The sequence below is a fragment of the Pantoea sp. JZ29 genome (assembly GCF_035190385.1).
GTDB classification, from domain to species: domain Bacteria; phylum Pseudomonadota; class Gammaproteobacteria; order Enterobacterales; family Enterobacteriaceae; genus Pantoea; species Pantoea stewartii.
Map to the genome: position 1 here is coordinate 3,836,381 of NZ_CP045241.1, position 24,199 is coordinate 3,860,579.

At 56.3% G+C, this 24,199-nt stretch carries 24 protein-coding genes and 1 pseudogene; 16 read left to right on the forward strand and 9 right to left on the reverse strand.

Annotation, left to right across the window (positions count from 1 at the left end; all coding sequences use genetic code 11):
• Positions 1-29 precede the first annotated feature (29 nt).
• Complete coding sequence (locus GC090_RS17820; RefSeq protein ID WP_324020590.1) at positions 30-911, forward strand: PfkB family carbohydrate kinase; 882 nt, start codon at positions 30-32, stop codon at positions 909-911.
• Here the strand turns inward: GC090_RS17820 and GC090_RS17825 are convergent.
• Complete coding sequence (locus GC090_RS17825; RefSeq protein ID WP_324021622.1) at positions 904-1,854, reverse strand: ABC transporter substrate-binding protein; 951 nt, start codon at positions 1,852-1,854, stop codon at positions 904-906. The genes GC090_RS17820 and GC090_RS17825 overlap by 8 nt on opposite strands.
• Positions 1,855-2,178: 324 nt before the next feature.
• On the opposite strand from GC090_RS17825, the gene GC090_RS17830 reads away from it, so the two are divergent.
• The 7 genes from GC090_RS17830 (at position 2,179) to GC090_RS17860 (ending at position 8,753) form a co-directional block, all read left to right on the forward strand.
• A complete protein-coding gene (locus GC090_RS17830; RefSeq protein ID WP_324020591.1) occupies positions 2,179-3,201 on the forward strand; it encodes a LacI family DNA-binding transcriptional regulator in 1,023 nt (340 codons plus the stop codon).
• Positions 3,202-3,577: 376 nt separating this feature from the next.
• A complete protein-coding gene (locus GC090_RS17835) occupies positions 3,578-4,324 on the forward strand; it encodes an ATP-binding cassette domain-containing protein (RefSeq protein WP_161784123.1) in 747 nt (248 codons plus the stop codon).
• Positions 4,325-4,346: 22 nt separating this feature from the next.
• Positions 4,347-5,348, forward strand: a complete 1,002-nt coding sequence (locus GC090_RS17840) for an ABC transporter permease (RefSeq protein ID WP_161784121.1) — start codon at positions 4,347-4,349, stop codon at positions 5,346-5,348.
• A 3-nt stretch (positions 5,349-5,351) separates the two neighbouring features.
• Entirely contained in the window at positions 5,352-6,431 is a 1,080-nt protein-coding gene (locus GC090_RS17845) for a phosphotriesterase family protein (RefSeq protein WP_033739235.1), read from the forward strand.
• A gap of 12 nt (positions 6,432-6,443) precedes the next feature.
• Positions 6,444-7,199 carry a glutamine amidotransferase gene (locus tag GC090_RS17850; RefSeq protein WP_033739233.1) on the forward strand — a complete coding sequence of 252 codons (756 nt, stop codon included), beginning with the start codon at positions 6,444-6,446 and terminating at the stop codon, positions 7,197-7,199.
• Entirely contained in the window at positions 7,199-8,308 is a 1,110-nt protein-coding gene (locus tag GC090_RS17855; RefSeq protein ID WP_324021623.1) for a M20 family metallopeptidase, read from the forward strand. Before GC090_RS17850 ends, GC090_RS17855 begins: the two co-directional genes overlap by 1 nt.
• A gap of 211 nt (positions 8,309-8,519) precedes the next feature.
• Positions 8,520-8,753, forward strand: coding sequence for an SH3 domain-containing protein (locus tag GC090_RS17860; protein WP_324020592.1), 234 nt, complete (start codon positions 8,520-8,522; stop codon positions 8,751-8,753).
• Between the two features lie 33 nt (positions 8,754-8,786).
• Here the strand turns inward: GC090_RS17860 and GC090_RS17865 are convergent, their stop codons facing one another.
• From GC090_RS17865 to lptF, 6 genes and pseudogenes are all read right to left on the reverse strand, one after another.
• The gene (locus tag GC090_RS17865) at positions 8,787-9,014 is read right to left on the reverse strand and encodes an Imm74 family immunity protein (RefSeq protein ID WP_185200014.1); all 228 of its coding nucleotides are present in this window, start codon (positions 9,012-9,014) and stop codon (positions 8,787-8,789) included.
• A 1-nt stretch (position 9,015) separates the two neighbouring features.
• Positions 9,016-10,179: a PAAR domain-containing protein gene (locus GC090_RS17870; protein WP_324020593.1), complete on the reverse strand. Its 1,164-nt coding sequence runs from the start codon at positions 10,177-10,179 to the stop codon at positions 9,016-9,018.
• Positions 10,176-10,982 carry a DcrB-related protein gene (locus tag GC090_RS17875; RefSeq protein ID WP_324020594.1) on the reverse strand — a complete coding sequence of 269 codons (807 nt, stop codon included), beginning with the start codon at positions 10,980-10,982 and terminating at the stop codon, positions 10,176-10,178. Before GC090_RS17875 ends, GC090_RS17870 begins: the two co-directional genes overlap by 4 nt.
• A gap of 358 nt (positions 10,983-11,340) precedes the next feature.
• Positions 11,341-11,553: pseudogene (locus GC090_RS17880) on the reverse strand (IS3 family transposase); the annotation flags it as partial.
• Positions 11,554-11,652: 99 nt separating this feature from the next.
• Entirely contained in the window at positions 11,653-12,729 is a 1,077-nt protein-coding gene (lptG, locus tag GC090_RS17885; RefSeq protein ID WP_033739231.1) for an LPS export ABC transporter permease LptG, read from the reverse strand.
• Positions 12,729-13,829, reverse strand: a complete 1,101-nt coding sequence (gene lptF / locus GC090_RS17890) for an LPS export ABC transporter permease LptF (RefSeq protein WP_033739230.1) — start codon at positions 13,827-13,829, stop codon at positions 12,729-12,731. Before lptF ends, lptG begins: the two co-directional genes overlap by 1 nt.
• A 268-nt stretch (positions 13,830-14,097) precedes the next feature.
• On the opposite strand from lptF, the gene pepA reads away from it, so the two are divergent.
• The 4 genes from pepA (at position 14,098) to GC090_RS17910 (ending at position 19,577) form a co-directional block, all read left to right on the forward strand.
• Complete coding sequence (gene pepA / locus GC090_RS17895; RefSeq protein WP_033739229.1) at positions 14,098-15,609, forward strand: leucyl aminopeptidase; 1,512 nt, start codon at positions 14,098-14,100, stop codon at positions 15,607-15,609.
• Between the two features lie 69 nt (positions 15,610-15,678).
• Complete coding sequence (locus GC090_RS17900) at positions 15,679-16,137, forward strand: DNA polymerase III subunit chi (RefSeq protein WP_033739228.1); 459 nt, start codon at positions 15,679-15,681, stop codon at positions 16,135-16,137.
• A 5-nt stretch (positions 16,138-16,142) separates the two neighbouring features.
• Positions 16,143-18,998 (forward strand): valine--tRNA ligase, encoded by a 2,856-nt coding sequence (locus GC090_RS17905; RefSeq protein ID WP_164482872.1) that lies wholly within the window; start codon positions 16,143-16,145, stop codon positions 18,996-18,998.
• An 81-nt stretch (positions 18,999-19,079) separates the two neighbouring features.
• A complete protein-coding gene (locus GC090_RS17910) occupies positions 19,080-19,577 on the forward strand; it encodes a GNAT family N-acetyltransferase (protein WP_050504827.1) in 498 nt (165 codons plus the stop codon).
• Positions 19,578-19,582: 5 nt separating this feature from the next.
• Here GC090_RS17910 and miaE read toward each other — a convergent pair whose 3' ends face one another.
• Positions 19,583-20,344, reverse strand: a complete 762-nt coding sequence (gene miaE / locus GC090_RS17915; RefSeq protein ID WP_033739224.1) for a tRNA isopentenyl-2-thiomethyl-A-37 hydroxylase MiaE — start codon at positions 20,342-20,344, stop codon at positions 19,583-19,585.
• A gap of 57 nt (positions 20,345-20,401) precedes the next feature.
• Positions 20,402-20,824 carry a ribonuclease E inhibitor RraB gene (rraB, locus tag GC090_RS17920; protein WP_006121795.1) on the reverse strand — a complete coding sequence of 141 codons (423 nt, stop codon included), beginning with the start codon at positions 20,822-20,824 and terminating at the stop codon, positions 20,402-20,404.
• 163 nt (positions 20,825-20,987) lie between these two features.
• On the opposite strand from rraB, the gene argF reads away from it, so the two are divergent.
• From argF to ridA, 4 genes are all read left to right on the forward strand, one after another.
• Positions 20,988-21,995: an ornithine carbamoyltransferase gene (gene argF, locus GC090_RS17925; protein ID WP_006121794.1), complete on the forward strand. Its 1,008-nt coding sequence runs from the start codon at positions 20,988-20,990 to the stop codon at positions 21,993-21,995.
• Between the two features lie 242 nt (positions 21,996-22,237).
• Complete coding sequence (gene pyrB / locus GC090_RS17930) at positions 22,238-23,173, forward strand: aspartate carbamoyltransferase (protein ID WP_006121792.1); 936 nt, start codon at positions 22,238-22,240, stop codon at positions 23,171-23,173.
• A 10-nt stretch (positions 23,174-23,183) separates the two neighbouring features.
• A complete protein-coding gene (pyrI, locus tag GC090_RS17935; protein ID WP_006121791.1) occupies positions 23,184-23,648 on the forward strand; it encodes an aspartate carbamoyltransferase regulatory subunit in 465 nt (154 codons plus the stop codon).
• 82 nt (positions 23,649-23,730) lie between these two features.
• A complete protein-coding gene (gene ridA / locus GC090_RS17940) occupies positions 23,731-24,117 on the forward strand; it encodes a 2-iminobutanoate/2-iminopropanoate deaminase (RefSeq protein ID WP_006121790.1) in 387 nt (128 codons plus the stop codon).
• The last annotated feature ends 82 nt before the right edge of the window (positions 24,118-24,199 follow it).

The following is a 24,199-nucleotide window of genomic DNA, read 5'->3' on the forward strand; positions in this document are numbered from 1 at the left end:
CGCGTCTTTATCCTGTTCAGGAAAACACTATGCGTGTTTATGTGGCTGGTAATATTACTGTCGATGAAACCTGGTCTGTCACGGATATTCCGGCTAAGGGCGCCTCTGTGCATGGTTATCACCGTTCGCAGGATATCGGCGGTAAAGGTGCGAATCAGGCGATCGTATTATCCCGCTGCGGCATCGAAACTTATTTACTTGCCGCGACCGGTCATGACAGCAAAGGAAACTGGATCCGTCAGCAGCTTATAAACGAGCCGGTGACGTTACTGCCTGCACAGCCTGTTGCGGCCCTGAGCGATACCTCACTTATTTTAAACAGCGCCGACGGCGATAACGCCATTATTACCAGTACAGCGGCGGCTGAGGCGCTGGATATCGCGACGCTCAGTCACCATCTTGCCGGCGCGCGTCCGGGCGATCTGCTGGTCCAGCAGGGTAATTTCTCGCCCGGGAAAACCCACGCGCTGTTCAGCCTGGCGAAATCCCTTGGTCTGATCACCGTCTTTAACCCCTCGCCAGTGAACGCCGGTTTTCACGCGTGCTGGCCGCAGGTGGATATCGCGGTAGTGAATCAGCATGAAGCCCAACAGTTCGCGCCCGGCGCCGTTAAAACATTAGTGATTACTCACGGCAGCGCCGGGGCCTGGCTGATTCAGGGCGAGCAGCGGACGTTTTGCCCGGCTCAGCCCGCTCATGCCGTGGATACCACCGGTGCAGGCGATACCTTTCTTGCCGTGATGCTGGCATCCGCACTCCTCCGTGGGGGCGAGATTGATAAGTTAGCACTTACTCACGCCAGTAAGGCTGCCGCGCTGACCGTCAGTCGGCATGGCACACGTCAGGCCTTTCCCACCGCAGAGGAACTCGCCGCGCTGCTCCAGGCAGGCGGCGAGTCAGCGGTTATTTAAACATCGCGCGATAGCTGTCCACGTTGGCTTTGGTCACTACCGTGGCCGGCACCAGAATGGTTTTCGACACGGTTTTGCCTGCGGTAATCGCGTTCAGGGCCCTCACCGCCTCTTCACCCATCTTTTTCGGGTCCTGTTGCAGGACAGCCGTGACATACCCGCCATCGATGCCGCTGATAGCTTTGGAGGTCAGATCCCAGCCAAAGACTTTGATGTCTTTCTGGCGGCCCTGGTTTTCCACCGCCGCAATCGCGCCCAGCAGGGCCGGTTCGCCGGTCGCGTAGATGGCGGTTAAATCCGGGTTGCCGGTGATCAGGTTTTCTGCCGCCGTCATCGCCGTATCCTGCACGTTCTGGCCATCAACCACATCCGCGACGGTGATGCCTGGATGACTTTTAATGGTTTCTTCAAACCCTTTTTGACGCTGGTTCTGCACGGCTGAATTCAGCGCGCCCACAATGCCCAGTCGCGCTTTGCCGCCCATATTTTTCGCCACGTAGTCGACAAAATATTTACCAATAATTTTGCCGCCTTCCAGGTTATCCACGCCCACCTGTGCCGCCTGTGGGCCCGCCGGTAATACCGCATCAATCGCAATGACCGGTATTTTGGCGGCGGCCGCTTCTTTAATGGCCGGCATAATGCCGTTGACGTCAATCGCGTCCACCATAATGCCCTTCACGCCCTGCTGAATATAATTTTCGATCGCGTCGTTTTGCGATACGGGATTATCGTTGGCGTTAAAGATCACTAAATTTTTACCGCTGGCTTTCGCGGCTTCCTGTGCGCCCTGATTCATCTGATTAAAAAACAGGGCCTGCTGATTAATCTGAACCAGCGCATACGTCGTGGCGGCGTGCGCCAGTGAAAATAACGAACCCGCAGACAGTAAGCCGGTAGCCAGCGCAACCGCGCGCAGTTTTCTGGTGTTAAATGCCATCATCATAAAATTCCTCGTCGGGAATGTGCGATAACCAGTCGATCTCCGCATCGTAATGCAGAGGGATTATTGTTGGCGGGCAAATATCGTCTGAATGGCTGATTCAGCCAGGACCTGAATAACCGACTTTCTGTTCGCCGTCCATTATGGTGAACTTGTGAAAGGGATTAATCGGGTTTGGGAGTGACTCCCGGGTCATGCGGTAAACTGTCTCTACCATTCGCTTCCGGCAAAATTTTGTCAAGCGATTATTTTATCGTCAGCGGTCAGGGAAAATACTGTATTCGCTGCGCGTAACTGTGTTACTGATAGCCGATTGCGGGCAAGATGGCAGATGATATGAGTAAAAAACGGGTGTTGTTATCCGACGTCGCAGCGCTGGCCGGGCTGTCAAAAGCGACCGTATCCCGCTATATGAATCAAAGCATTATGCTGCCGCAGGAAACCATCGACCGGATTGAAGCGGCGATTCGTCAACTGGATTATCGCGGCAACAGCCTGGCACGCCGTCTGAGCAAGGGCGGCAGCGAAACCTTAGGGCTGGTCTTGCCCGATATTACCAACCCCTTCTTTGCCGAACTGGCCGATGCCGCCGAAGAAGCCGCCTCGACCCACGGCTACAGCCTGGTACTGTGCCTCACCCGCAACCATCCTGACAAAGAGAGCCAGTTTATTCGCTGGCTGGATACCTGCCAGGTGGATGGCCTGCTGTTTACCACTAACCATCCTGATAACGGCCTGTTACGCAAAGAAATTAACCGCCACCAGCGCATCGTACTGCTGGATGAAGACATTCCCGGCAGCATGGTGCCCAAGGTCTTTGCCGATAACGTACAGGGCGGCCGGATTGCCACCGAAAACCTGATCGCCGCCGGTCACCGCCATATCGCCTTTGTCGGCGGGCCGGATGAGCTGATGAGTGTGCGCGAACGCTATCAGGGCTTTTGCACCGCGATGACGCAGGCGGGCCTGCACGTGCCGCCCGAATGGGTGATGTACGGCGAATACCAGCGTGAATTCGGTGAGCAGGCGCTGGAAAGGCTGTTCAGCCGCGATGAGCGCCCTACCGCTGTCTTTGCCGCCAGTGATTATCTGGTGCTGGGACTGCTGGATGGCCTGCGCGCACGCGGACTCACAGCCCCTGAGGCGCTGTCGCTGGTGGGCTTTGATGACGCGACCTATGCCGACTTTACCCAACCGCGCATTTCTACCATCCGCCAGCCCGCGCGGGAACTGGGCCGCACGGCGGTTCACATCATGTTGCGCATTCTGAATGACGACCTCGCCGTGCCCGCCGAAACCCGCCTGCCGGTGGAATGGGTGGCGCGCGATTCGATACAAATGTGTTAACAACATCCCAAAATGGCGCAAAAGTGCACAGTTTTAGCGCAAATAACGCGCTTTTTAATTTCACAGCGTTATAGTGGGTAAACCGGTTTACCTGAAATTAACATTTAAATGTTTTGCATTACAAAAGGTTAGACCGTGAATGTCGCGCCTGTTCCCAGGCTGGCACGGAAGCTGCAATGTCGTACCCGGCAAACAAATATCGTTGTAGCGCGTTGTTCTGTATGTAATGAAAAAGGGTTTATCTTGCAGGTAAACCGGTTTACAAGGGCGTAAACCGTGCCGGATAACCTCTTTTTACCCGCAGAACAACTTTCCCGTTAGCGGTGATGGGAGTGATCACATGCAGCAAATACAACCTGCCCCGGCAAGGGTAGAAATGGTGAATATTACCAAGACTTATGGCGCGATACGGTCCCTGCGCGGCGTCAATCTGCAACTGGCCCCGGGCGAAGTGCTGGGCCTGGTGGGCGACAACGGCGCGGGTAAATCCACGCTGACCAAAGTGCTGTCAGGCGCAGTCGTGCCTACCAGCGGCACGATTCGTATCGATGGTGAAGACCAGCATTTCAGTAACCCGGCGGATTCCCGCCGCTGCCATATCGAGATGGTGTATCAGGACCTGTCGCTGTGCGACACCGTCGATGTGGCGGGCAACCTGTTTATGGGACGTGAGCCGATGAAGTCGATTCTCGGCATTCCGTTTCTGGACGAAGAAAAAATGCACGCAGATGCGCGGGAAATGCTGAAAGGCCTGGGCATTTCAATCCCCGACACGCGCTTACTGGTGCGCAATCTCTCCGGCGGTCAGCGCCAGGCGATTGCCATTGCGCGCGCCGCCGCCTTCGATCCCAAAGTGCTGATTATGGATGAACCCACCGCCGCGCTGGCCGTCGCCGAAGTCGAGGCGGTGCTGGAGTTGATCCGTCGGGTCTCGGCGCGTGGCGTGAGCGTCATCCTGATCACCCATCGCTTACAGGATCTGTTCCTGGTGTGCGATCGCATCATGGTGATGTACGAGGGCACCAACGTAGCGGAGCGCCGCGTGGCCGACACGGATCTGACCGAGATCGTCAATTTGATCGTGGGTGAGAAGTTTGTCGCCCGCTCGGCCGCCGCGCACTGAGCGAGGTAACAGGATGACTATTATGAATCTGAGCAGTTCCCGTATGGCGCAACACTCGTTGCCGCGCCGCCTGCTGCACAACCACTCTGGCGTGGTGAGCATCGCGCTGTTTTTTGTGTTCTGCTGCGTGGTGTTCTCCCTGATCACCGGCAACTTTCTCAGCAGTGCTAACTGGCTGAATATCATTCGCCAGAGCGCGCCGCTGCTGATCGTCGCCACGGCGATGACGCTGGTGATCACCACGGGCGGCATCGACCTTTCCGTAGGATCGACGCTGGCGCTGGTCGGCGCGTTGTCGGCTATCGCGCTGAATAACTGGGGCCTGCCCTGGCCGGTGGTATTGCTGGGTGGCCTGCTGCTGGGCGCGCTGGTAGGAGCCATCAACGGCTTCTTTATCGCCTATGAAGGCATTCCGGCCTTTATCGTCACGCTGGCGACGCTGGCGGTAGTGCGCGGCGTGGCGCTGCTGATTACGCAGGGCTATTCCATTCCCATCCCTGCCGACAGCCCGTTCGCCTTTATGGGCCGCGCCTGGGTGCTGGGCGTGCCGATGCCCGCGCTGATCGGCATCGTGGTGCTGATCGTCGGCCATATCGTGCTGAATCATATGCGCTTTGGTCGCTATGTCACGGCGATCGGCGCGAATGCGGAAGGCGCGCGCCGGAGCGGCATTAACACCAAAGCCGTGACCATGAAGGTCTACATCATCAGCGGCATGGCGGCGGCGCTGGCGGGCATGATCATCACTGCGCGTCTGGGCAGCGGCTCCTCTAACCAGGGCGAAGGCTTCGAGTTACAGGTTATCGCGGCGGTGGTGCTGGGCAGTACCAGCCTGTTTGGTGGTTTCGGTACCGTTATCGGCACGCTGCTCGGCGCGCTGTCGATTGCCATCATCCAGAACGGCCTGATTTTGTCGCACATCTCCCCGTTTTATACGCAGATCGCCACCGGTACGATTATTTTGCTGGCCATCTGGCTGAACACCCGCATTCTCAACCCGACGCGATCGGCGGCGAAAGGATAGCTGATGAAACATTCTATTTTTCGCCATCCCGATCCGCTGCCGCTGGGCATCAACAGCGGCTATGTGATGACCGTACTCGGTCCGCTGCCGGTGAGTGAAATGGGCGTGACGCTGATGCACGAACATATTCTGCTGGATGCCTCCGGCAAATGGGTGCCGCCCTGCTGCTGTGGCGATCGTCACCTGGCAGAAATGCCGGTCAGCATCGAAAACCTGGGTGAGCTGTCGCTTAACCCGCTGATCAGTCGCGATAACTGTCAGCTGTTTGATGTGGATTTGGCGATTGAAGAGCTGATGAAGTTTCGGGCACTGGGCGGCGAGACGGTGGTGGATCCCACCAATATCGGCATTGGCCGTGACCCGAAAGCGCTGCAGCGCATCGCGCGCCTGACCGGGCTGAACATCATTATGAGCACCGGGCTGTATCTGGAGCCATCTCATCCGGACTGGGTCAAAACGATCAGCATCGAAGCGCTTGCTGACAAGCTGATTTACGACCTGGGCGGCCGGGAAGAGAAACCCGAGGTGCTGGCCGGTTTGATCGGCGAAATCGGCGTCTCCAGCCGCTTTACTCCCAACGAGGAGAAATCCCTGCGAGCGGCGGGCCGTGCCAGTGCCGCGACACGGGTGCCGGTTGAGGTGCATCTGCCCGGCTGGGAGCGATTAGGCCATCGGGTGCTGGATATTCTGGAAGAAGAAGGCGCTGACCTGCGTCACGTGGTGCTGTGCCACATGAACCCCAGCTTTGCCGATAAGCGCTACCAGCGCGACCTGGCTCAGCGCGGGGCCTTTCTGGAATACGACATGATCGGCATGAGCTATTACTACGCCGATGAGTCCGCGCAGTCACCGTCCGATGAAGAGAATGCCCGCGCCATTCGCGAGCTGATCGATGACGGCTTTATCGAACAGATTTTGTTATCGCAGGACGTGTTCCTGAAAACCATGCTGACCCGCTACGGCGGTCACGGCTATGGCTACATCCTTAAACATTTTGTCCCGCGCCTGAAACGCCACGGCGTCAGCGGCGAACAACTTGAAACCTTACTGATTGCTAACCCACAGCGCGTTTTTGGTGGGTAAGGGAGAAGCGTAATGCAGAAGAAAATTTTACTGGTCGGGGAATCCTGGACCAGCACATCCGTTCACGTCAAAGGCTTCGATCAGTTTGCCACCGCCACCTGGCACAATGGCGCGACCGACTTTATGGCGGCGCTGGCCGACAGTGATTATGCCATTACCTACATGCCCGCTCATGCCGCCGCGACCGAGTTTCCGCTGACGCCTGCCGGGCTTCAGCAGTGGGATGCGATTATTCTGTCCGACATCGGCGCCAATACGTTGCTGCTGCACCCGGATACCTGGCTGAAGAGCCAGCGCACGGCAAACCGCCTGACGCTGATCCACGACTACGTGGCGGCGGGCGGCGCGCTGATGATGATTGGCGGCTATTTTAGTTTTCAGGGCATCAACGGCGGCGCGCGCTATCGCAACACGGCGGTCGAGAAGGTGCTGCCGGTGCGCTGCCTGGCCTGGGATGACCGCATCGAAACGCCCGAAGGGGCCTATCCCAGCGTGACCGAATCTCACGCGCTGTTTACCGATATGCCGGGCGACTGGCCATGGTTACTGGGCTATAACGAAGTGGAAATGCACCCGGAAGGTAAACTGCTGGCGACCATTGCCGGAACGTCACATCCGTTGCTGGCGGTGCGCGAATATCAACAGGGCCGCTCGCTGGTCTGGACCAGCGATATGTCTGCCCACTGGCTGCCGCAGGAATTTGCTCAATGGCCGGGTTATCGCCAGCTGTGGATCAACTGCCTGGACTGGTTAACGGTGCGCGGCTGATGAGCGAGAGCCAGAGGCTGGCGCAGCAGCTGTTGCGCTTTGACACCATTAATCCGCCGGGCAACGAAGCAGCCTGCATGCACTTTCTGGCGGACTGGCTGGCGGAACGGAGCTTTGACGTCACCCTGTCCACCTTCGGCGAAAACCGCCTGAACCTGATTGCCAGCCTGCCTGGCAGCCAGCCCGGACCGCAACTGGGATTTACCGGCCATCTGGATACGGTTCCGCTCGGCAATGCCGACTGGCAGCACGATCCGTTCGGTGAAATCGTCGGGGATAAACTGTATGGGCGCGGTTCGAGTGATATGAAGGCCGCCGTTGCGGCCTTTGCCGTCGCCTGCGTTACGCACCAGCAGGCGATTCGACAGGGTTCCGGCGTGGTGATGTTAATTACCGGCGGCGAAGAAACAGGCTGCGATGGTGCGCGGGCGCTGATCGACAGCGCTGACCTGCCCGAAGTGGGCGCGTTGATCGTCGGCGAGCCCACCGCCAACTATCCGGTTATCGGCCATAAAGGCGCACTCTGGCTGCGCTGTGAAACCCGGGGCAAAACGGCCCACGGCGCGATGCCGGAGCTGGGTATCAATGCCATTTATCTGGCGGCGGACGCGCTGGGCAAAATTCAGCATTTCTCACCCGGCGCGCCGCATCCGCTGATGAAGCAGCCGACCCTCAACGTCGGCCGCATCGTGGGCGGCCTGAACATTAACTCCGTGCCCGATCACACGCAGTTTGACGTGGATATCCGCAGCGCCCCCAATCTGCAGCACGCCACCATTCGTCAGCAGCTCACGACGTTACTGGGCGACAGCGTAACGGTGACCACGCTGGTGGATCTGCCCGCGGTGCTGAGCCAAGACAATCAGGCCTGGATTCAGTCGGTTTATCAGCACTGCCAGCCGTTAAATGATGCACCGCTGACACCGCGCATTGTGCCCTACTTCACCGATGCGTCCTTGCTGCTGCCCGCGCTGGGCAATCCGCCCTGTATTATCCTCGGCCCCGGCGAGCCGTCGATGGCGCACCAGACCGATGAATACTGTCTGCTGAGCCGGTTAGCGGAAGCGGAGGTGCTGTATGGTGCGTTGATTCACGACTGGATGACGTGATGAAGAGATGATGCATGCGCGGAGCGGTGTCAGCCCCGTTTTCCTGAGGCTTAATCTTTTCCTGCACGGCGGGCTTTTTCACTTCAAACCTTTCCGCCTTTACGCTGCGCCGACACGGCCTGATATCGACGTAAAAGCCATCAGGAATTTCCCCTCTATAATGATTGCGGTGTTTCAGGCCAGAGAGAACATGATGAGACGGCGAGCATGCGTGATAAAGCGTTATGTGTCTGCATATCCCGATCCCCTTTTCGTGGAGGCAGGCGACGTTGCGGTGGTCAGCCACTGTGATCTGGCATGGCGAGGCTGGCTGTGGATAATTTTGCCCGGTGGAAAAGCAGGCTGGGCACCTCAGCAATACTTTTCGCTACGTAGTCCAAATCAGGTTATCTGTCGGCAAACCTACAGTGCGCAGGAACTGACGGTCAGTCCCGGTGTGAGGTGAAGGTAATGAGCAGGTTACCTACAGGGTACAGATTTAAACGAATTTCAGGATCATATGAGATCCTTGGGTTTTTTTGACTGCTTCATCAATATAATGCTGGCGAACGGCATCAGTCACAGGTTCACTTTCATAGGGGGGTTCAAACTGTTTCATGGTGCTTTTTTCAGCCACAAAACCACCCACGACCATTTCACCTTCTGCCCTGATTTTTTTGCCGTCGATATCAAGCATCACATACGAACTTGTGCCTGTAATTTTCATATCAGTTATCCCTTACAAAAATGACTTTTTCCGTCTGTGATACCGGATCGATTGTGGTGATTTTCGTGACATTATCATTGCCCATCAGGCGCGGTAACTCAACGTTTTCCCATATATTACCTTCACGCAGCGACTGCCCCACTACGGCTCTGACTTCTCCAGATACCTGTTTTGCATAAGACGCGGAGACATCCTCCCAAGCCTTGATGCTCTGCGGGTTATCGAAATCCCATTCAGGCATTTTAATATTTTTATCTTTGATTGTGGATTCGAGCGTGACACCGCCTCGGGACTTCGCGATGGCTTCTGCGACGTCAGGACCGCCGACACCTTCAGTGCGTCCTGACCAGAAAAAGGCACTGTCCGGATCAGTGGCCAGTTGGGGTTCTATTTCTTTAAGGTTGATGAGGCTCTTAGGCGTGTTGCGCCACGCATTAAAGGCCGCGCCTCCTTTTGCACCGGCAAGGCCGCCTGCAAACGCACCGCCTAATGAAAGCCACTTCTGACCGTCAGAGCCTTCTCCCCATAATTTTTTGCCTATGTAAGCGCCGCCATAACCCCCACCAAGACCTCCCGCAAAACCCAGCAGGGCTATCGCCGGTCCTGCCAGAACGGTCGTAGCCGCAAGGCCCACGCCCAGCAGTACTCTGTCCACCCAGTCCGGAATTTCAGGGCTGATTACATCAGTCTGCTCTTTACTGCCACCAATAATGACGTTAGGAGATCCGCCGCTGATGACACCACTACAAGTCAGGCGGTCCCCCATCCTGGCAGCGGGCAGTCCGTTGATATAGACGCGTGAAGATCCTTCTGCCACCCGCTGTAGGGCCGGGCCGTGCTCGTCACAGTCACCTACAGACATATGCGACATCACCGCCGGTCTTCCGTTGATGAATACGTTTGATGAACCAGTAACCAGATGGCCGGTTTCGTGGTGGGGTGCCCATGACATACTGCCCAGAACTTCTCCCAGTCCGCCGCCGCCAGCTGCGCCTGCGACCGTCGCGGCCAGGACTACTGTTCCGACGCCCCCCGTGGCCAGCGTGAACGCCGCACCAGCAATGGCCCCGCCTATCAGACCGAGCACCAGCCAGCCTTCAGAGGCAGAGTGTTCTATGCCGTCCCCCACGCGTGCAGCGGAAAAAGCTTCAGCGGCACCACTCATTTTTCATTTATCCGCTGGCTAAGGTAAGCCTCAACGGCTTCACAGGTATCCAGGCCGTCAATGCCCCGGACACTTCTGGCCAGAAGCAAACTTGATATCAGTCCAGGTATCCTGGCATCTGTTATCTCCCACAGCGCAAAGCGGCCAGCATGCTCGCCATCAGGTATCGGAGACAGCATTAGCGGTTCGCCGGCAGCGTCAAAGAACAGATAGCTGCCGTTCCTGGCCCGACTAAGATCAATCGACGAGTAGAGGTCAGAAATTGAAGGGAACACATTCAGTTCGCGGCTGTCACGGTCAAAGCTGAAGAAGAGTTCCTGGCTGTCGGCGGGGATCTGGCTACCCCTTGCGGGAGAATCTGGTGCATCGTCCGGAAAGGTAATGCTGTCCGTGATGTTGTCATAGATCCGGCCATGGTAATCGTCAAACGCATCCGGGCAGGTGCCAATGAAACAGAGCAACTTTTTTCCCGTACTATTTTCAGATGTCAGTACCACCCTCTGCTTCTGAAAGATGATTCTTTCGCCAGATTTGAAACTGTAAAACAGTTCCAGGGCCTGCCTGCCATTCAGTTCAGTGAGCCGGGCATGATTGAGTGAGAGATCCTGCAAAGTCGCCTGCAGTTCGGATGACAGTCTCTGGGATACTGACTGAAGCGTGTCTTCTGCAGCAGCAGTTGCACGTGAAATCACAAAGGTGAATTCATTGGCATTCGTATGGCTGAGGGTAAAGAGGTTCATGGTGCGATCGCGAAATACGTCAGGCACCGTAATGTTGCAGTCCTGCAAGGTATATTCAGGCATGTATAACGTCTCCAGTCCATGAGGCCGGTCCAGAATATCAACGTTTATAAAAATGATCTCTATGTGATCCTTTCCAATATTTAATCGTCTACAGGACTTCCTGCTTTTATAACATCCGGATGATTAGCACTTTATGGTTGCGTGCTTAAAGGGGCTGGTTTGATGTTTATTGACCAGTGGGTAAATTTGCCAATTTTATTAGTCGGTTACGAAGCAAGTCGATGAACATGATTCTCTGACTGTCCATCTGGCTTCAGTTCCTTTCGTATCGAACCCCTGTAATGCGTTCTGCTTGCTCATAACTGGCACAGGAGAAGCTGACGGAATTGTAGTGCCTCCTTTCCCGTGGACATTCGTTGTCCTCGGTCCGCTTGAGCTGCGTTTTCAGTCGGAGGATCTCCGTCCAGGCATCCAGTTGATCCTGCACCTGGTGCCCGTTAGCATCAGGTTTTATGGAGCGGACCCACTTTTAGAGGCTGTGGCGAGAGCCCAGTGGTTCAGAAATATCGGCGACGGAATAGCACCGTCAGGTGATCTGGCGGACAGCTTCTTTAAACGCAGGGTAAATCATGTTGTGCCCATAGACTCCTCCTGTGCTCAACATATAGAGCAGATTTGTCTATGGGCTCGGGGTCACTCCCCGAAAGGCGGCCTTTTTCACGGCAGGCGCTTAACGCCGTTTTACCAGCATAAACAGACTGATGGCAAAGAAGACGAAGCTTGGCAGTATCGCGCCGAAAATCGGCGGCAGGCCGTAGACCAGGCTGAGCGGGCCGAAAATCTGGTCCAGCACATAGAACAGAAAGCCGAAGCTGATGCCGGTCACCACGCGAACGCCCATTGAAACGCTGCGCAGGGGGCCGAAGATAAACGACAGCGCCATCAGCATCATCACCGCAACCGACAGCGGCTGGAAGATCTTGCTCCACATGTTCAGGCGGTAACGACCGGATTCCTGGCCGCTCTGCTTCAGGTATTTACTGTAATCGTAAAGGCCGGTAATCGAGAGCGCATCCGGATCCAGCGCCACCACGCCCAGCTTGTCAGGTGTCAGATTTGTTTTCCATTCGCCGCCCAGGCTTTGTGAGCCGGTAATTTGTTTGGGATCGGTGAGGTTCGATTCATCCACCTGCGACAGCACCCACAGTTTTTTGTCTTTATCCCATTTGGCCGAGGCCGCGTAGCGAACATTCTCTAAGCGGCGCGCGTCGTTGAAGTTATAAATACTGACGCCATCGATCTCATCGTCGCCTTTAATGCGCTCAATGTAGATGAAGCTGTTGCCGTCTTTTGCCCACAGGCCGTTTTGTGTTGAAACCAGCGCGCCGCCGTAGAGCTGCTGCGCGCGGAAATTACGCGCCATCTGCTCGCCCTGCGGGGCAACAAACTCGCCGATAGCCATGGTCAACAGGACCAGCGGAATCGCCGTTTTCATTACCGACAGCGCCACCTGCATGCGGGTAAAACCCGCCGCCTGCATCACGACCAGCTCACTGCGCTGCGCCAGCGTTCCCAGTCCCAGCAATGCGCCTAACAGAGCGGCCATCGGGAAGAAGATTTCGATATCTTTTGGCACGCTCAGCAAGGTGTAATAGCCCGCATCCAGCGCGCTGTATGCACCCTGGCCGGTCTTACGCAACTGATCGACGAACTTGATGATGCCGGACAGCGAGACCAGCATAAACAGCGTGAGCAGAATGGTATTAAAGATGGTTTTACCAATGTAGCGATCAAGAACGCGAAACATCAGATCGATCCTCCGCGTGAAAAGCGCGCGCGAATCCGGCGCGCAGGCACCGTATCCCACAGGTTGAGCACAATCGCTAACGCCAGGTAGCTGAGGTTAACCACCCACATCCAGATGGCCGGATCCAGGCGGCCTTTGGCTCCACTTGAACGCAACGAACTCTGCAGCAGGAAGAAAATCAGGTACAGCAGCATGGCGGGCAGCATGGACAGTACGCGCCCCTGACGTGGATTGACCACGCTGAGTGGTACCACCATCAGGGCCATAACCAGCACAGAGAACACCAGCGTCAGACGCCAGTGAAACTCGGCCTTAAATTCCGGCGTGTTGTTAGCGTAGAGCGTACTCAGGGGAGCCTGATCCACATCGTTAGGATCCAGCGTCGCCTGTTTATAGCCTATATAGGCCTGGTAGTTGGTGAAATCCGTAATACGGAAATCACGTAACAACGCTGTGCCCTCAAAGCGAGTACCTTTATCCAGGGTGACGATCTGCGAACCGTCTTTTTCCTGTTGCATATGGCCGCTGTCGGCCAGCACGACGGACGGGCGGGCATTGCCTTTTGGCCGTAGCTGCGCCAGGAAGACATGGCCGAAATGGTTGCCTTTTACGTCTTCCACGAATAGCACATTATTGCCGTCGCTGGAGGTCTGGAACTGCCCGGCCGCCATGGCCGCTGCGCCGGGGTTGGCCTTGGCGTTTTGCGTAACCTGATCCTGATAACGTGACGACCAGGGGCCGAGCCAGATGACGTTAATCGCGGCCACAATCGACGTGAACAGCATCAGAATCATCGCCGCTTTGACCAGCACCGCTTTGCTCAGCCCGCAGGCGTGCATCACGGTGATTTCACTTTCCGTATACAGCCTTCCCAGCGTCATTAAAATCGCCAGAAACAGGCTAAGGGGCAGAATAAGTTGCGCCATTTCAGGCACACCGAGTCCTAACAGCGTCAGAACAAGGTTTGTCGGCACTTCGCCATCCACCGCAGCCCCTAAAATCCTGACCAACTTCTGGCAGAAGAAGATCAACAACAGGATAAACAGGATAGCCAGCTGGCTTTTGAGCGTTTCCCGAACCAGATATCTAATAATGATCACGCTTAATACGCCTGTGAAAACTTGTCTTTTTGCAGGAAAATCGCTAATTTCAACGCTTATTAGCCATTTTTCTTCATAAATGGCCGAAGCCAGCGCTAAAAATGTATACGAATTGCATGTGGGTGGTGAAAAAACAACACGTTGTCACCCTGATTCATTACGACCGTCGACAGCATGCTAGCATGTTGCACCGATTAATAAATGAGTCATGAATGCGCTACATTCTAGCGGCAGCTACGGCTGTTGTCTTTAAGATTCAGGAGAGTGCATGGAGTTCAGTGTAAAAAGCGGTAGTCCGGAAAAACAGCGCAGTGCATGCATTGTAGTTGGTGTTTTCGAACCGCGCCGTCTGTCACCGATTGCCGAGCAGCTGGATAAAATCAGCGATGGCTATATCAGCGCCCTGCTGCGCCGCGGTGAGCTGGAAGGTAAAGTGGGTCAGACGCTGCTGCTGCATCATGTGCCGAATATCCTGTCAGAACGTATTTTGCTGATTGGCTGCGGCAAAGAACGCGAGCTGGATGAGCGTCAGTACAAGCAGGTGATTCAGAAAACCATTAACACGCTGAATGACACCGGCTCGATGGAAGCCGTGTGCTTCCTGACCGAACTGCACGTCAAAGGGCGCAACACCTACTGGAAAGTGCGTCAGGCTGTCGAAACCTCTAAAGAGGCGCTGTATAACTTCGACCAGTTGAAGAGCAACAAAGCCGAACCGCGCCGTCCTTTGCGCAAGCTGGTGTTTAACGTGCCGACCCGCCGTGAGTTAACCAGCGGAGAACGGGCGATTCAGCACGGCCTGGCCGTTGCGGCGGGCGTGAAAGCGGCCAAAGATCTGGGCAACATGCCGCCAAATATCTGTAATCCGGCTTACCTGGCTTCTCAGGCGCGTCAGCTGGCGGATGCCTACAGCAAACACATCTCAACCCGCGTGATTGGCGAGCAGCAGATGAAAGAGCTGGGCATGAACGCCTATCTTGCCGTCGGGGCCGGTTCGCACAATGAATCCCTGATGTCGGTGATTGAGTACAAAGGCAACCCGGATACCGATGCACGCCCCATCGTGCTGGTCGGTAAAGGGCTGACCTTCGACTCCGGCGGTATTTCTATTAAGCCTGCGGACAGCATGGATGAAATGAAGTACGACATGTGCGGTGCGGCATCCGTTTATGGCGTGATGCGCATGGTCGCCGAGCTGAACCTGCCGCTGAACGTCGTGGGCGTACTGGTCGGCTGTGAAAACATGCCGGACGGCAAATCCATGCGCCCGGGCGATGTGCTGACCACCATGTCTGGCCAGACCGTTGAAGTGCTGAATACCGATGCCGAAGGTCGCCTGGTGCTGTGCGATGCCCTGACCTACGTCGAGCGTTTTGATCCGGAAGTGGTCATCGACGTGGCGACGCTGACCGGCGCCTGCGTGATCGCGCTGGGCCATCACGTCAGCGGCCTGCTGTCGAACCACAACCCGCTGGCCCATGAGCTAATCAGCGCGTCAGAACAGTCGGGCGACCGCGCCTGGCGCCTGCCGATGGCCGATGAGTACCAGGAACAGCTGGAATCCAATTTTGCCGATATGGCCAACATCGGTGGCCGTCCGGGCGGCGCGATTACCGCCGCTTGCTTCCTGGCGCGTTTTGCGCGCAAATATAACTGGGCGCACCTGGACATCGCCGGCACCGCGTGGCGCTCCGGCAAGGCCAAAGGGGCCACCGGCCGTCCGGTGCCGATGCTGTCACAGTTCCTGCTGAACCGTGCAGGTCTGAACGGCGACGACTAAACGTCCGGGCAACCGAACCAACCGGGGTGGACGCCATGTCGCCCCGCTTTTCTTTTAGCAGGCAATTCGATGAAAAACGCAACCTTCTACGTGCTGGAAACCGATGCATCCCGCGACGGCTTAACCGCTGTGGAAGCGCTGGTGTGCGATCTGGCGGAAACACGCTGGCGGGCCGGTAAGCGAGTGCTCATCGCCTGTGAAGATGAGCAGCAAGCCATTCGGCTGGATGAGGCGCTCTGGCAGCGCCCTGCCAATGCCTTTGTGCCACATAACCTGGCTGGCGAAGGCCCGCGCTACGGCGCACCGGTCGAGCTGGCCTGGCCGCAGCGTCGGGGCAATTCACCGCGCGACCTGCTGATCAGCCTGCTGCCGCAGTTTGCAGATTTTGCTACTGCTTTCCATGAAGTGATAGACTTCGTTCCTTATGAAGAATCGCTCAAACAGTTAGCGCGCGATCGCTATAAAGCCTATCGCAGCGTTGGCTTCCAATTGAATACGGCAACGCCACCACAGCCGCAAACGACATAGCAGAAATGGATAAGACATATAACCCGCAAGATATCGAGCAGCCGCTTTACGAGCACTGGGAAAAGCAGGGCTACTTCAAACCGAATGGCGACACCAGCCAGGAAAGCTTTTGCATCATGATCCCGCCGCCGAACGTCACCGGTAGCTTGCACATGGGTCACGCCTTCCAGCAAACCATCATGGATACCATGATTCGCTACCAGCGCATGCAGGGCAAAAACACCCTGTGGCAGGCCGGTACCGACCATGCGGGCATCGCCACGCAGATGGTAGTTGAGCGTAAGATCGCCGCAGAAGAAGGCAAAACCCGTCAGGATTACGGTCGTGATGCCTTTATCGACAAAATCTGGCAGTGGAAAGCCGAATCCGGCGGCACCATTACCCGCCAGATGCGCCGCCTGGGCAACTCTGTGGACTGGGAGCGTGAACGCTTCACCATGGATGAAGGCCTGTCCAATGCTGTAAAAGAAGTGTTTGTGCGCCTGTACAAAGAGAACCTGATTTACCGCGGCAAGCGCCTGGTGAACTGGGATCCGAAACTGCGCACCGCGATCTCTGACCTGGAAGTGGAAAACCGTGAGAGCAAAGGCTCCATGTGGCACATCCGCTATCCGCTGGCCAACGGCGCCAAAACCGCCGATGGGAAAGATTATCTGGTTGTCGCCACTACGCGTCCGGAAACGCTGCTGGGCGATACCGGCGTAGCCGTGAACCCGGACGATCCGCGTTATAAAGATCTGATCGGCAAGTTTGTCATGCTGCCGCTGGTTGATCGCCTGATCCCGATCGTGGGTGACGAGCACGCGGACATGGAAAAAGGCACCGGCTGCGTGAAAATCACCCCGGCGCACGACTTCAACGACTATGAAGTGGGCCGTCGTCATAAGCTGCCGATGATCAACATCCTGACCTTTGACGGGGATATCCGTGAAAGCGCGCAGGTTTACGATACCAACGGCGAAGCCAGCACTGTCTACAGTGACGCGATCCCGACTGCGTTCCAGAAGATGGAACGGTTTGCGGCGCGTAAAGCCATCGTGGCCGCGGTGGACGAACTGGGCCTGCTGGAAGAGATCAAACCACACGATCTGACCGTTCCTTACGGCGACCGCGGCGGTGTGGTCATCGAGCCGATGCTGACCGACCAGTGGTACGTCCGCACGGCACCGCTGGCAAAAGTGGCCGTTGAAGCCGTTGAGAACGGCGATATTCAGTTTGTACCAAAACAGTACGAGAACATGTACTTCTCCTGGATGCGTGACATTCAGGACTGGTGTATTTCCCGTCAGCTGTGGTGGGGCCACCGCATTCCGGCCTGGTACGATAACGACGGCAATGTATACGTTGGTCGCACCGAAGACGAAGTGCGCAGCGAAAACAACCTGGCCGCCGATGTGGCGCTGCGCCAGGACGATGACGTACTGGATACCTGGTTCTCTTCAGGTCTGTGGACGTTCTCAACGCTGGGCTGGCCGGAAAACACCGAGGCCCTGCGGACCTTCCACCCGACCAGCGTGCTGGTCAGTGGCTTTGACATTATCTTCTTCTGGATTGCCCGCATGATCATGCTGACCATGCACTTCATCAAAGATGAAAACGGCAAACCGCAGGTGCCGTTTAAAACCGTCTATATGACCGGTTTGATCCGCGATGAAGAAGGCCAGAAGATGTCCAAATCCAAGGGCAACGTGATTGACCCGCTGGATATGGTTGACGGCATTTCGCTGGAAGATCTGCTGGAAAAACGCACCGGTAACATGATGCAGCCGCAGCTGGCCGAGAAAATCCGTAAGCGCACCGAGAAACAGTTCCCGAACGGTATTGAGCCATCCGGTACCGATGCGCTGCGCTTTACGCTGGCCGCGCTGGCATCAACCGGTCGTGATATCAACTGGGACATGAAGCGCCTGGAAGGTTATCGCAACTTCTGTAATAAGCTGTGGAACGCCAGCCGCTTTGTGCTGATGAACACCGAAGATCAGGATTGTGGTCAGAACGGTGGCGAGATGACGCTGTCGCTGGCCGATCGCTGGATTCTGACCGAGTTCAACCATACGGTGAAAGCTTACCGTGAAGCCCTGGACAGCTATCGCTTCGATATCGCCGCCAACATTCTGTATGACTTCACCTGGAACCAGTTCTGTGACTGGTACCTGGAGCTGACCAAGCCGGTGATGAACAGCGGCAGCGAAGCAGAACTGCGCGGTACGCGCCATACGCTGGTTTATGTACTGGAAGCGCTGCTGCGCCTGGCGCACCCGATCATTCCGTTCATCACGGAAACCATCTGGCAGCGCGTGAAAGGCCTGAAAAATATCAGCGATGACACCATCATGCTGCAGCCGTTCCCGCAGTTTGATGCGGCGAAAGAAGATGCCGACGCCAAAGCCGACATTGAGTGGATGAAGCAGGCGATCATCGCGGTGCGTAACATCCGTGCGGAAATGAACATCGCGCCGAGCAAGCTGCTGGATGTGCTGCTGCGTGACTGCTCGCCGGCGGCCCAGCGCCGCGTTGAGGCCAACCGTAACTTCCTGTCACGCCTGGCGCGTCTGGAAAGCCTGACCATTCTGCCTGCGGGCGAGAAAGGGCCGGTTTCGGTGACCAAAATTGTCGAAGGCGCCGAGCTCCTGATCCCGATGGCGGATCTGGTGGATAAGGCCGCCGAGCTGGAACGTCTGGCGAAAGAGCTGGTGAAACTCGATGTTGAAATCGAGAAGATTCAGACCAAGCTGGCCAACGAAGGCTTTGTGTCCCGTGCCCCGGAAGCGGTCGTCGCCAAAGAGCGTGAACGCGTTGCCGACATGGAACAGTCCAAAGCAAAACTGATTGAACAGCAGGCGGTGATTGCGGCATTGTAATGCGTCGTAGTCCGATAGCTTGAACCTGAAGCCGGGCTTTGCCCGGCTTTTTTATTGCGCTGACTTTGTACCGGAATCCTGATGAGAACCACTGCCGATATTCAGCTGCGGCCCATTACTGCCGCCGACAATCTCCATATCGCCCGGGTCATCCGCGACGTCTCTGCGGAATTTGGCCTGACGGCGGATAAAGGCTACACCGTTGCCGATCCTAATCTGGACCAGTTGTTTGAGCTGTACAGCGCTGAACACAGCGCTTACTGGGTGGTGGAACATCAGGGGAAGGTGATGGGCGGCGGCGGCATTGCCCCGCTCGCCTGCAGCGCGCCGGATATCTGTGAACTGCAAAAGATGTATTTCCTGCCCGCTATCCGCGGCTTCGGCGTGGCGCGCGAACTGGCGCTGTTAGCCATGGATCATGCGCGCCAGCGGGGCTTTCGTCGTTGCTATCTGGAAACCACCGGCAGCCTGACGCGCGCCATTAAGCTTTATGAATCGCTGGGCTTTGCGCGTATCGACCATGCGCTGGGCTGCACCGGCCATGGCGACTGCGAGTTCAGGATGCTGAAAACGCTGTAACGCCGTCAAAAAGCCGGGACGCCGCTGTGAAAGCGCAGCTCCGTGTCCGGCTCACTAATCAGCCTGGCCTCCGCTTCACCAATCGCCCGTACGCGCGCCGTAATGTCTTTGGGTGATATCTGTGCCGCCAGCGCCAGGTAATCCTGGTAATGGCGGGCTTCAGAACGCAGCAGCGAGATATAAAACTTCTCGAGTTCACTGTCCAGGAAAGGCGCCAGGCTGGCAAACCGTTCGCAGGAGCGCGCTTCGATATAGGCACCGCAAATCAGCTTATCCACCAGCGTATCGGGTTCGTGCGTGGTCACTTCGCGCAGCAGCCCTTTGGCGTAACGACTTGAGGTGATTTTCTCGTACACCAGACCACGCGACTGCATAATTTCCCACACCTGGTAAAAGTGATGCAGCTCTTCTTTAATCAGCAGCACCATTTTCTCTACCAGATCGTCCGCCCACGGTAGCGCATTGCGTACGATGATCGTTTTAGTCAGATTTTTATGGGCGTTGATAAAATCGCTGTCGCCGTCTTCGCGAAAGATAAAATTCTCGTAAGGCCGCAGCCACGCCAGAATCCGGTCTCCACTTGGCTTGTCGGCGACATATTTGCGAATCAGCCAGACGGCGGTCTGTGCGGCTTTCAGTTCACACACCAGATGGTCGGTCAGGAGCAGTGTGAGGTTTTCAGGTTTGCGCGCTTCATCAATCCAGGCCTGCGGCGTGCGGCAGTGTAAAAATTGCTGTATCGGTTCAAGTAAGGGTGCGTAATTCATGAATGTCAGACAGGGCCGGAAAACAGAAAAGGCGGAGCAGACTCCGCCCTCGTCAGATTAGTGGCGAATGCCGTTATCGTCTTCGTCGATGACATCGCCATCGTCTTCATCGTCATCCTGGGCATTCGGATCTTCAAAGTAGGTGCCCCAGCCGTCGTAGTCGACGTTATATTTTGCCACCAGATTCACCAGCTGCTCTACCTGCGCGTCGATCAGCTCCGCTTTCAACGCGCCTTCGCTGAGAATGTCCACGCACATGACGGTGGTGCCGTCTTCCAGCTCCAGCTCTTCCGGCTCGGTGACTTCATAGCCCAGCTTAAACGCGTCCACCGCCGCTTTTTCCAGCGAGTCAAAGTTATTACAGGAGAGATGGTGCTCAATGGTATAGAGCGCATCGGGATCGCTGCCATCCTCTAACAGTTCTTCGATGATCAGCCGCGTCTCTTCACGCTGCTCTTCCAACAATGCTTCAAATGCCATGGCGATATCCTCTCTGAGTTCGGCAATAAGTCATTATTTTCCCATACTGCCTGTCGCGCCACTACACAAAACAGAAAAGATTATTCTCGCCAGGGTTGAAAATGCATATTCATACGGTTAAATTGAATTTTAATTCATTACGAAACCCGTACCGGAGTGCTGTATGAGTCAGTTGTATCACCGTCATTTTCTCAGGCTGCTGGATTTTACCCCGGCCGAGATCGATTACCTGCTTGCCCTGTCTGCCGAATTAAAACACGCCAAAAAAACCGCCAGCGAAACCCAATACCTGAAAGGCAAAAACATCGCGCTCATCTTCGAAAAAGACTCGACCCGTACCCGATGCTCTTTCGAAGTTGCCGCCTACGATCAGGGAGCTAACGTCACGTATCTTGGCCCGAGCGGCAGCCAGATCGGCCATAAAGAGTCGATGAAAGACACCGCGCGCGTGCTGGGCCGCATGTACGACGGCATTCAGTATCGGGGTTACGGTCAGGCACTGGTGGAAACGCTGGCCGAGCACGCGGGCGTGCCGGTCTGGAACGGCCTGACCACCGAGTTTCACCCCACCCAGTTGCTGGCTGACCTGCTGACCATGCAGGAGCATCTGCCCGCTACACCGCTGAATAAGATGACGCTGGTATACGTTGGCGATGCCCGCAATAACATGGGCAACAGCATGCTGGAAGCCGCTGCGCTGGTCGGGCTGGATCTGCGCATGGTTGCGCCGCAAAGCTGCTGGCCGGAAGCCGGGCTGGTCGCAGAATGCCGTCAGGTCGCCGAAAAGACCGGCGGTAAAATCACCCTGACGGCGGATATTGCCGAGGGCGTAAAAGGTGCCGATTTTATCTATACCGACGTCTGGGTTTCCATGGGCGAAGCCAAAGCGGTGTGGGAAGAACGGATTGCCCTGCTGCGCGACTATCAGGTGAACCGTGCGATGCTGGCGCTGACAGGCAACCCGGCGGTGAAATTCCTGCACTGCTTACCGGCTTTCCATGACGATCAGACCACGCTGGGCCGCCAGATGGCAGAACAGTATGGCCTTAAAGACGGCATGGAAGTCAGCAATGAGGTCTTTGAGTCGGCACACAGCATCGTGTTTGACCAGGCTGAAAACCGGATGCACACCATCAAAGCGGTAATGGTCGCCACGCTGGGACAGCGTTAATCAGACAGACGCAAACGGTTACCTGTTACGCGATTTTTCCTTGATGCCAACCCGCGATGGCGTATAATGCGCCACAATTTGCCGGAGGAAACATGCAACAGCATCGTGGACAATGTGACGCGCTATCTCGCCTGACCGCAGGCGGCACCGCTGTTTCTTTCCGTCATCGAACCGATCTCAAAAAAGCCCCTTTCTAAGGGGCTTTTTTTTGTCCGCAATCCGGCCGCGCAGAGGAGAGAGCTATGGCTAACCCGCTATATCGCAAGCACATCATTTCAATTAACGATCTCAGCCGCGACGAGCTGGAGCTGGTGCTGCATACCGCCGCCCGGCTCAAAGCCAACCCTCAGCCGGAACTGCTGAAACACAACGTGATCGCCAGTTGCTTCTTTGAAGCCTCCACCCGCACCCGGCTGTCGTTTGAAACCGCCATTCATCGCCTGGGTGCCTCCGCCGTTGGCTTTGCCGATGGCAGTAACACCTCGCTGGGCAAGAAGGGGGAAACCCTGGCGGATACCATTTCCGTCATCAGCACCTATGTGGACGCGATTGTGATGCGTCATCCGCAGGAAGGGGCAGCCCGACTGGCCACGGAGTTCTCCAACGGCATTCCCATTCTGAACGCGGGCGACGGCGCGAATCAGCACCCGACACAAACGCTGCTGGACCTGTTTACTCTCCACGAAACCCAGGGTCGTCTCAGCAATCTGAACGTGGCCATGGTGGGCGATCTGAAATATGGCCGTACCGTTCACTCGCTGACCCAGGCGCTGGCCAAGTTCGACGGCAACCGCTTCTTCTTTATCGCGCCGGATGCGCTGGCAATGCCTGCCTATATCACCGATATGCTGGACGAGCAGAATATTGCCTGGTCGCGCCATGACAGCTTTGAAGAGGTGATGCCTGAGCTGGATATTCTCTATATGACCCGCGTGCAAAAAGAGCGGCTCGATCCCTCAGAATATGCCAACGTCAAAGCCCAGTTTATTTTACGGGCAGCCGATCTGGCCGGAGCCCGCGATAACATGAAAGTGCTGCATCCGCTGCCCCGTATTGATGAAATTACCCCTGACGTGGACACCACGCCGTACGCCTGGTATTTCCAGCAGGCAGGTAACGGTATTTATGCGCGCCAGGCCCTGCTGGCGCTGGTACTGAACAGCGACATCGCCCTGTAAGGAGTGAACAATGAGCCACGATAACAAACTGCAGGTCGAAGCCATCAAAAACGGCACGGTTATCGATCATATCCCGGCGCAGGTGGGCTTTAAGCTCCTGTCGCTGTTTCGCCTGACCGAAACTGACCAGCGCATCACTATTGGTCTGAACCTGCCGTCAGGTGAAATGGGCCGTAAGGACCTGATCAAGATCGAAAACACCTACCTGACCGACGATCAGATCAATCAACTGGCGTTCTATGCGCCGCATGCGACGGTCAATCGCATCGACGACTATGAAGTGGTGGCCAAGATCGCCCCGGCGCTGCCGGATCACATCGATCGGGTGCTTACCTGCCCGAACAGCAACTGCATCAGCCGCAGCGAGCCGGTGTTCTCCAGCTTCGCCGTCAAGCACCGCGCCGATGAGGTGCACCTGAAGTGCAAATACTGTGAGAAAGAGTTCGCCCGCCATGTCGTGCTGGGCCACTTTTAATCGTCCCGGGCGCGCCTATAATGGAACGCGTTCTGTTGCGGGCGGCATCGTTGCTGCCCCGGCCTTACTTTAAGGAGAAATGATGTCTCGTGAAATCAGTACGGAAAAAGCCCCTGCGGCCATTGGCCCTTACGTACAGGGCGTTGATCTCGGCAACATGATCATCACCTCGGGTCAGATTCCCGTGAACCCGGCCACCGGTGAGGTCGCCGATGATGTGTCTGCGCAGGCACGTCAGTCGCTGGAAAACGTGAAGGCAATCGTGGAAGCGGCGGGACTGACGGTAGGCGATATCGTTAAAACCACCGTGTTCGTGAAAGATCTGAATGACTTTGCGACCGTAAACGCCACCTACGAAGCGTTCTTTACTGAGCACAAGGCAAACTTCCCGGCGCGCTCGTGCGTGGAAGTCGCCCGTCTGCCAAAAGATGTGAAGATTGAAATCGAAGCGATTGCACTGCGTCGCTGATAAAACGCGTGCGCACCGGGTGCGCACGCGGCTTTCGGTCTGCCATCAAGCCAGGAATTTGCCCTGCTTACCGCCGACCGTT

Excerpts from the sequence above, each read along its gene's own strand:
- GC090_RS17820 (WP_324020590.1), top strand. The coding sequence starts at position 30 with ATGCGTGTTTATGTGGCTGGTAATATTACTGTCGATGAAACCTGGTCT.
- GC090_RS17825 (WP_324021622.1), bottom strand. The coding sequence starts at position 1,854 with ATGATGGCATTTAACACCAGAAAACTGCGCGCGGTTGCGCTGGCTACC.
- GC090_RS17830 (WP_324020591.1), top strand. The coding sequence starts at position 2,179 with ATGGCAGATGATATGAGTAAAAAACGGGTGTTGTTATCCGACGTCGCA.
- GC090_RS17835 (WP_161784123.1), top strand. The coding sequence starts at position 3,578 with ATGGTGAATATTACCAAGACTTATGGCGCGATACGGTCCCTGCGCGGC.
- GC090_RS17840 (WP_161784121.1), top strand. The coding sequence starts at position 4,347 with ATGAATCTGAGCAGTTCCCGTATGGCGCAACACTCGTTGCCGCGCCGC.
- GC090_RS17845 (WP_033739235.1), top strand. The coding sequence starts at position 5,352 with ATGAAACATTCTATTTTTCGCCATCCCGATCCGCTGCCGCTGGGCATC.
- GC090_RS17850 (WP_033739233.1), top strand. The coding sequence starts at position 6,444 with ATGCAGAAGAAAATTTTACTGGTCGGGGAATCCTGGACCAGCACATCC.
- GC090_RS17855 (WP_324021623.1), top strand. The coding sequence starts at position 7,199 with ATGAGCGAGAGCCAGAGGCTGGCGCAGCAGCTGTTGCGCTTTGACACC.
- GC090_RS17865 (WP_185200014.1), bottom strand. The coding sequence starts at position 9,014 with ATGAAAATTACAGGCACAAGTTCGTATGTGATGCTTGATATCGACGGC.
- GC090_RS17870 (WP_324020593.1), bottom strand. The coding sequence starts at position 10,179 with ATGAGTGGTGCCGCTGAAGCTTTTTCCGCTGCACGCGTGGGGGACGGC.
- GC090_RS17875 (WP_324020594.1), bottom strand. The coding sequence starts at position 10,982 with ATGCCTGAATATACCTTGCAGGACTGCAACATTACGGTGCCTGACGTA.
- lptG (WP_033739231.1), bottom strand. The coding sequence starts at position 12,729 with ATGTTTCGCGTTCTTGATCGCTACATTGGTAAAACCATCTTTAATACC.
- pepA (WP_033739229.1), top strand. The coding sequence starts at position 14,098 with ATGGAGTTCAGTGTAAAAAGCGGTAGTCCGGAAAAACAGCGCAGTGCA.
- GC090_RS17900 (WP_033739228.1), top strand. The coding sequence starts at position 15,679 with ATGAAAAACGCAACCTTCTACGTGCTGGAAACCGATGCATCCCGCGAC.
- GC090_RS17905 (WP_164482872.1), top strand. The coding sequence starts at position 16,143 with ATGGATAAGACATATAACCCGCAAGATATCGAGCAGCCGCTTTACGAG.
- GC090_RS17910 (WP_050504827.1), top strand. The coding sequence starts at position 19,080 with ATGAGAACCACTGCCGATATTCAGCTGCGGCCCATTACTGCCGCCGAC.
- miaE (WP_033739224.1), bottom strand. The coding sequence starts at position 20,344 with ATGAATTACGCACCCTTACTTGAACCGATACAGCAATTTTTACACTGC.
- rraB (WP_006121795.1), bottom strand. The coding sequence starts at position 20,824 with ATGGCATTTGAAGCATTGTTGGAAGAGCAGCGTGAAGAGACGCGGCTG.
- argF (WP_006121794.1), top strand. The coding sequence starts at position 20,988 with ATGAGTCAGTTGTATCACCGTCATTTTCTCAGGCTGCTGGATTTTACC.
- pyrB (WP_006121792.1), top strand. The coding sequence starts at position 22,238 with ATGGCTAACCCGCTATATCGCAAGCACATCATTTCAATTAACGATCTC.
- pyrI (WP_006121791.1), top strand. The coding sequence starts at position 23,184 with ATGAGCCACGATAACAAACTGCAGGTCGAAGCCATCAAAAACGGCACG.
- ridA (WP_006121790.1), top strand. The coding sequence starts at position 23,731 with ATGTCTCGTGAAATCAGTACGGAAAAAGCCCCTGCGGCCATTGGCCCT.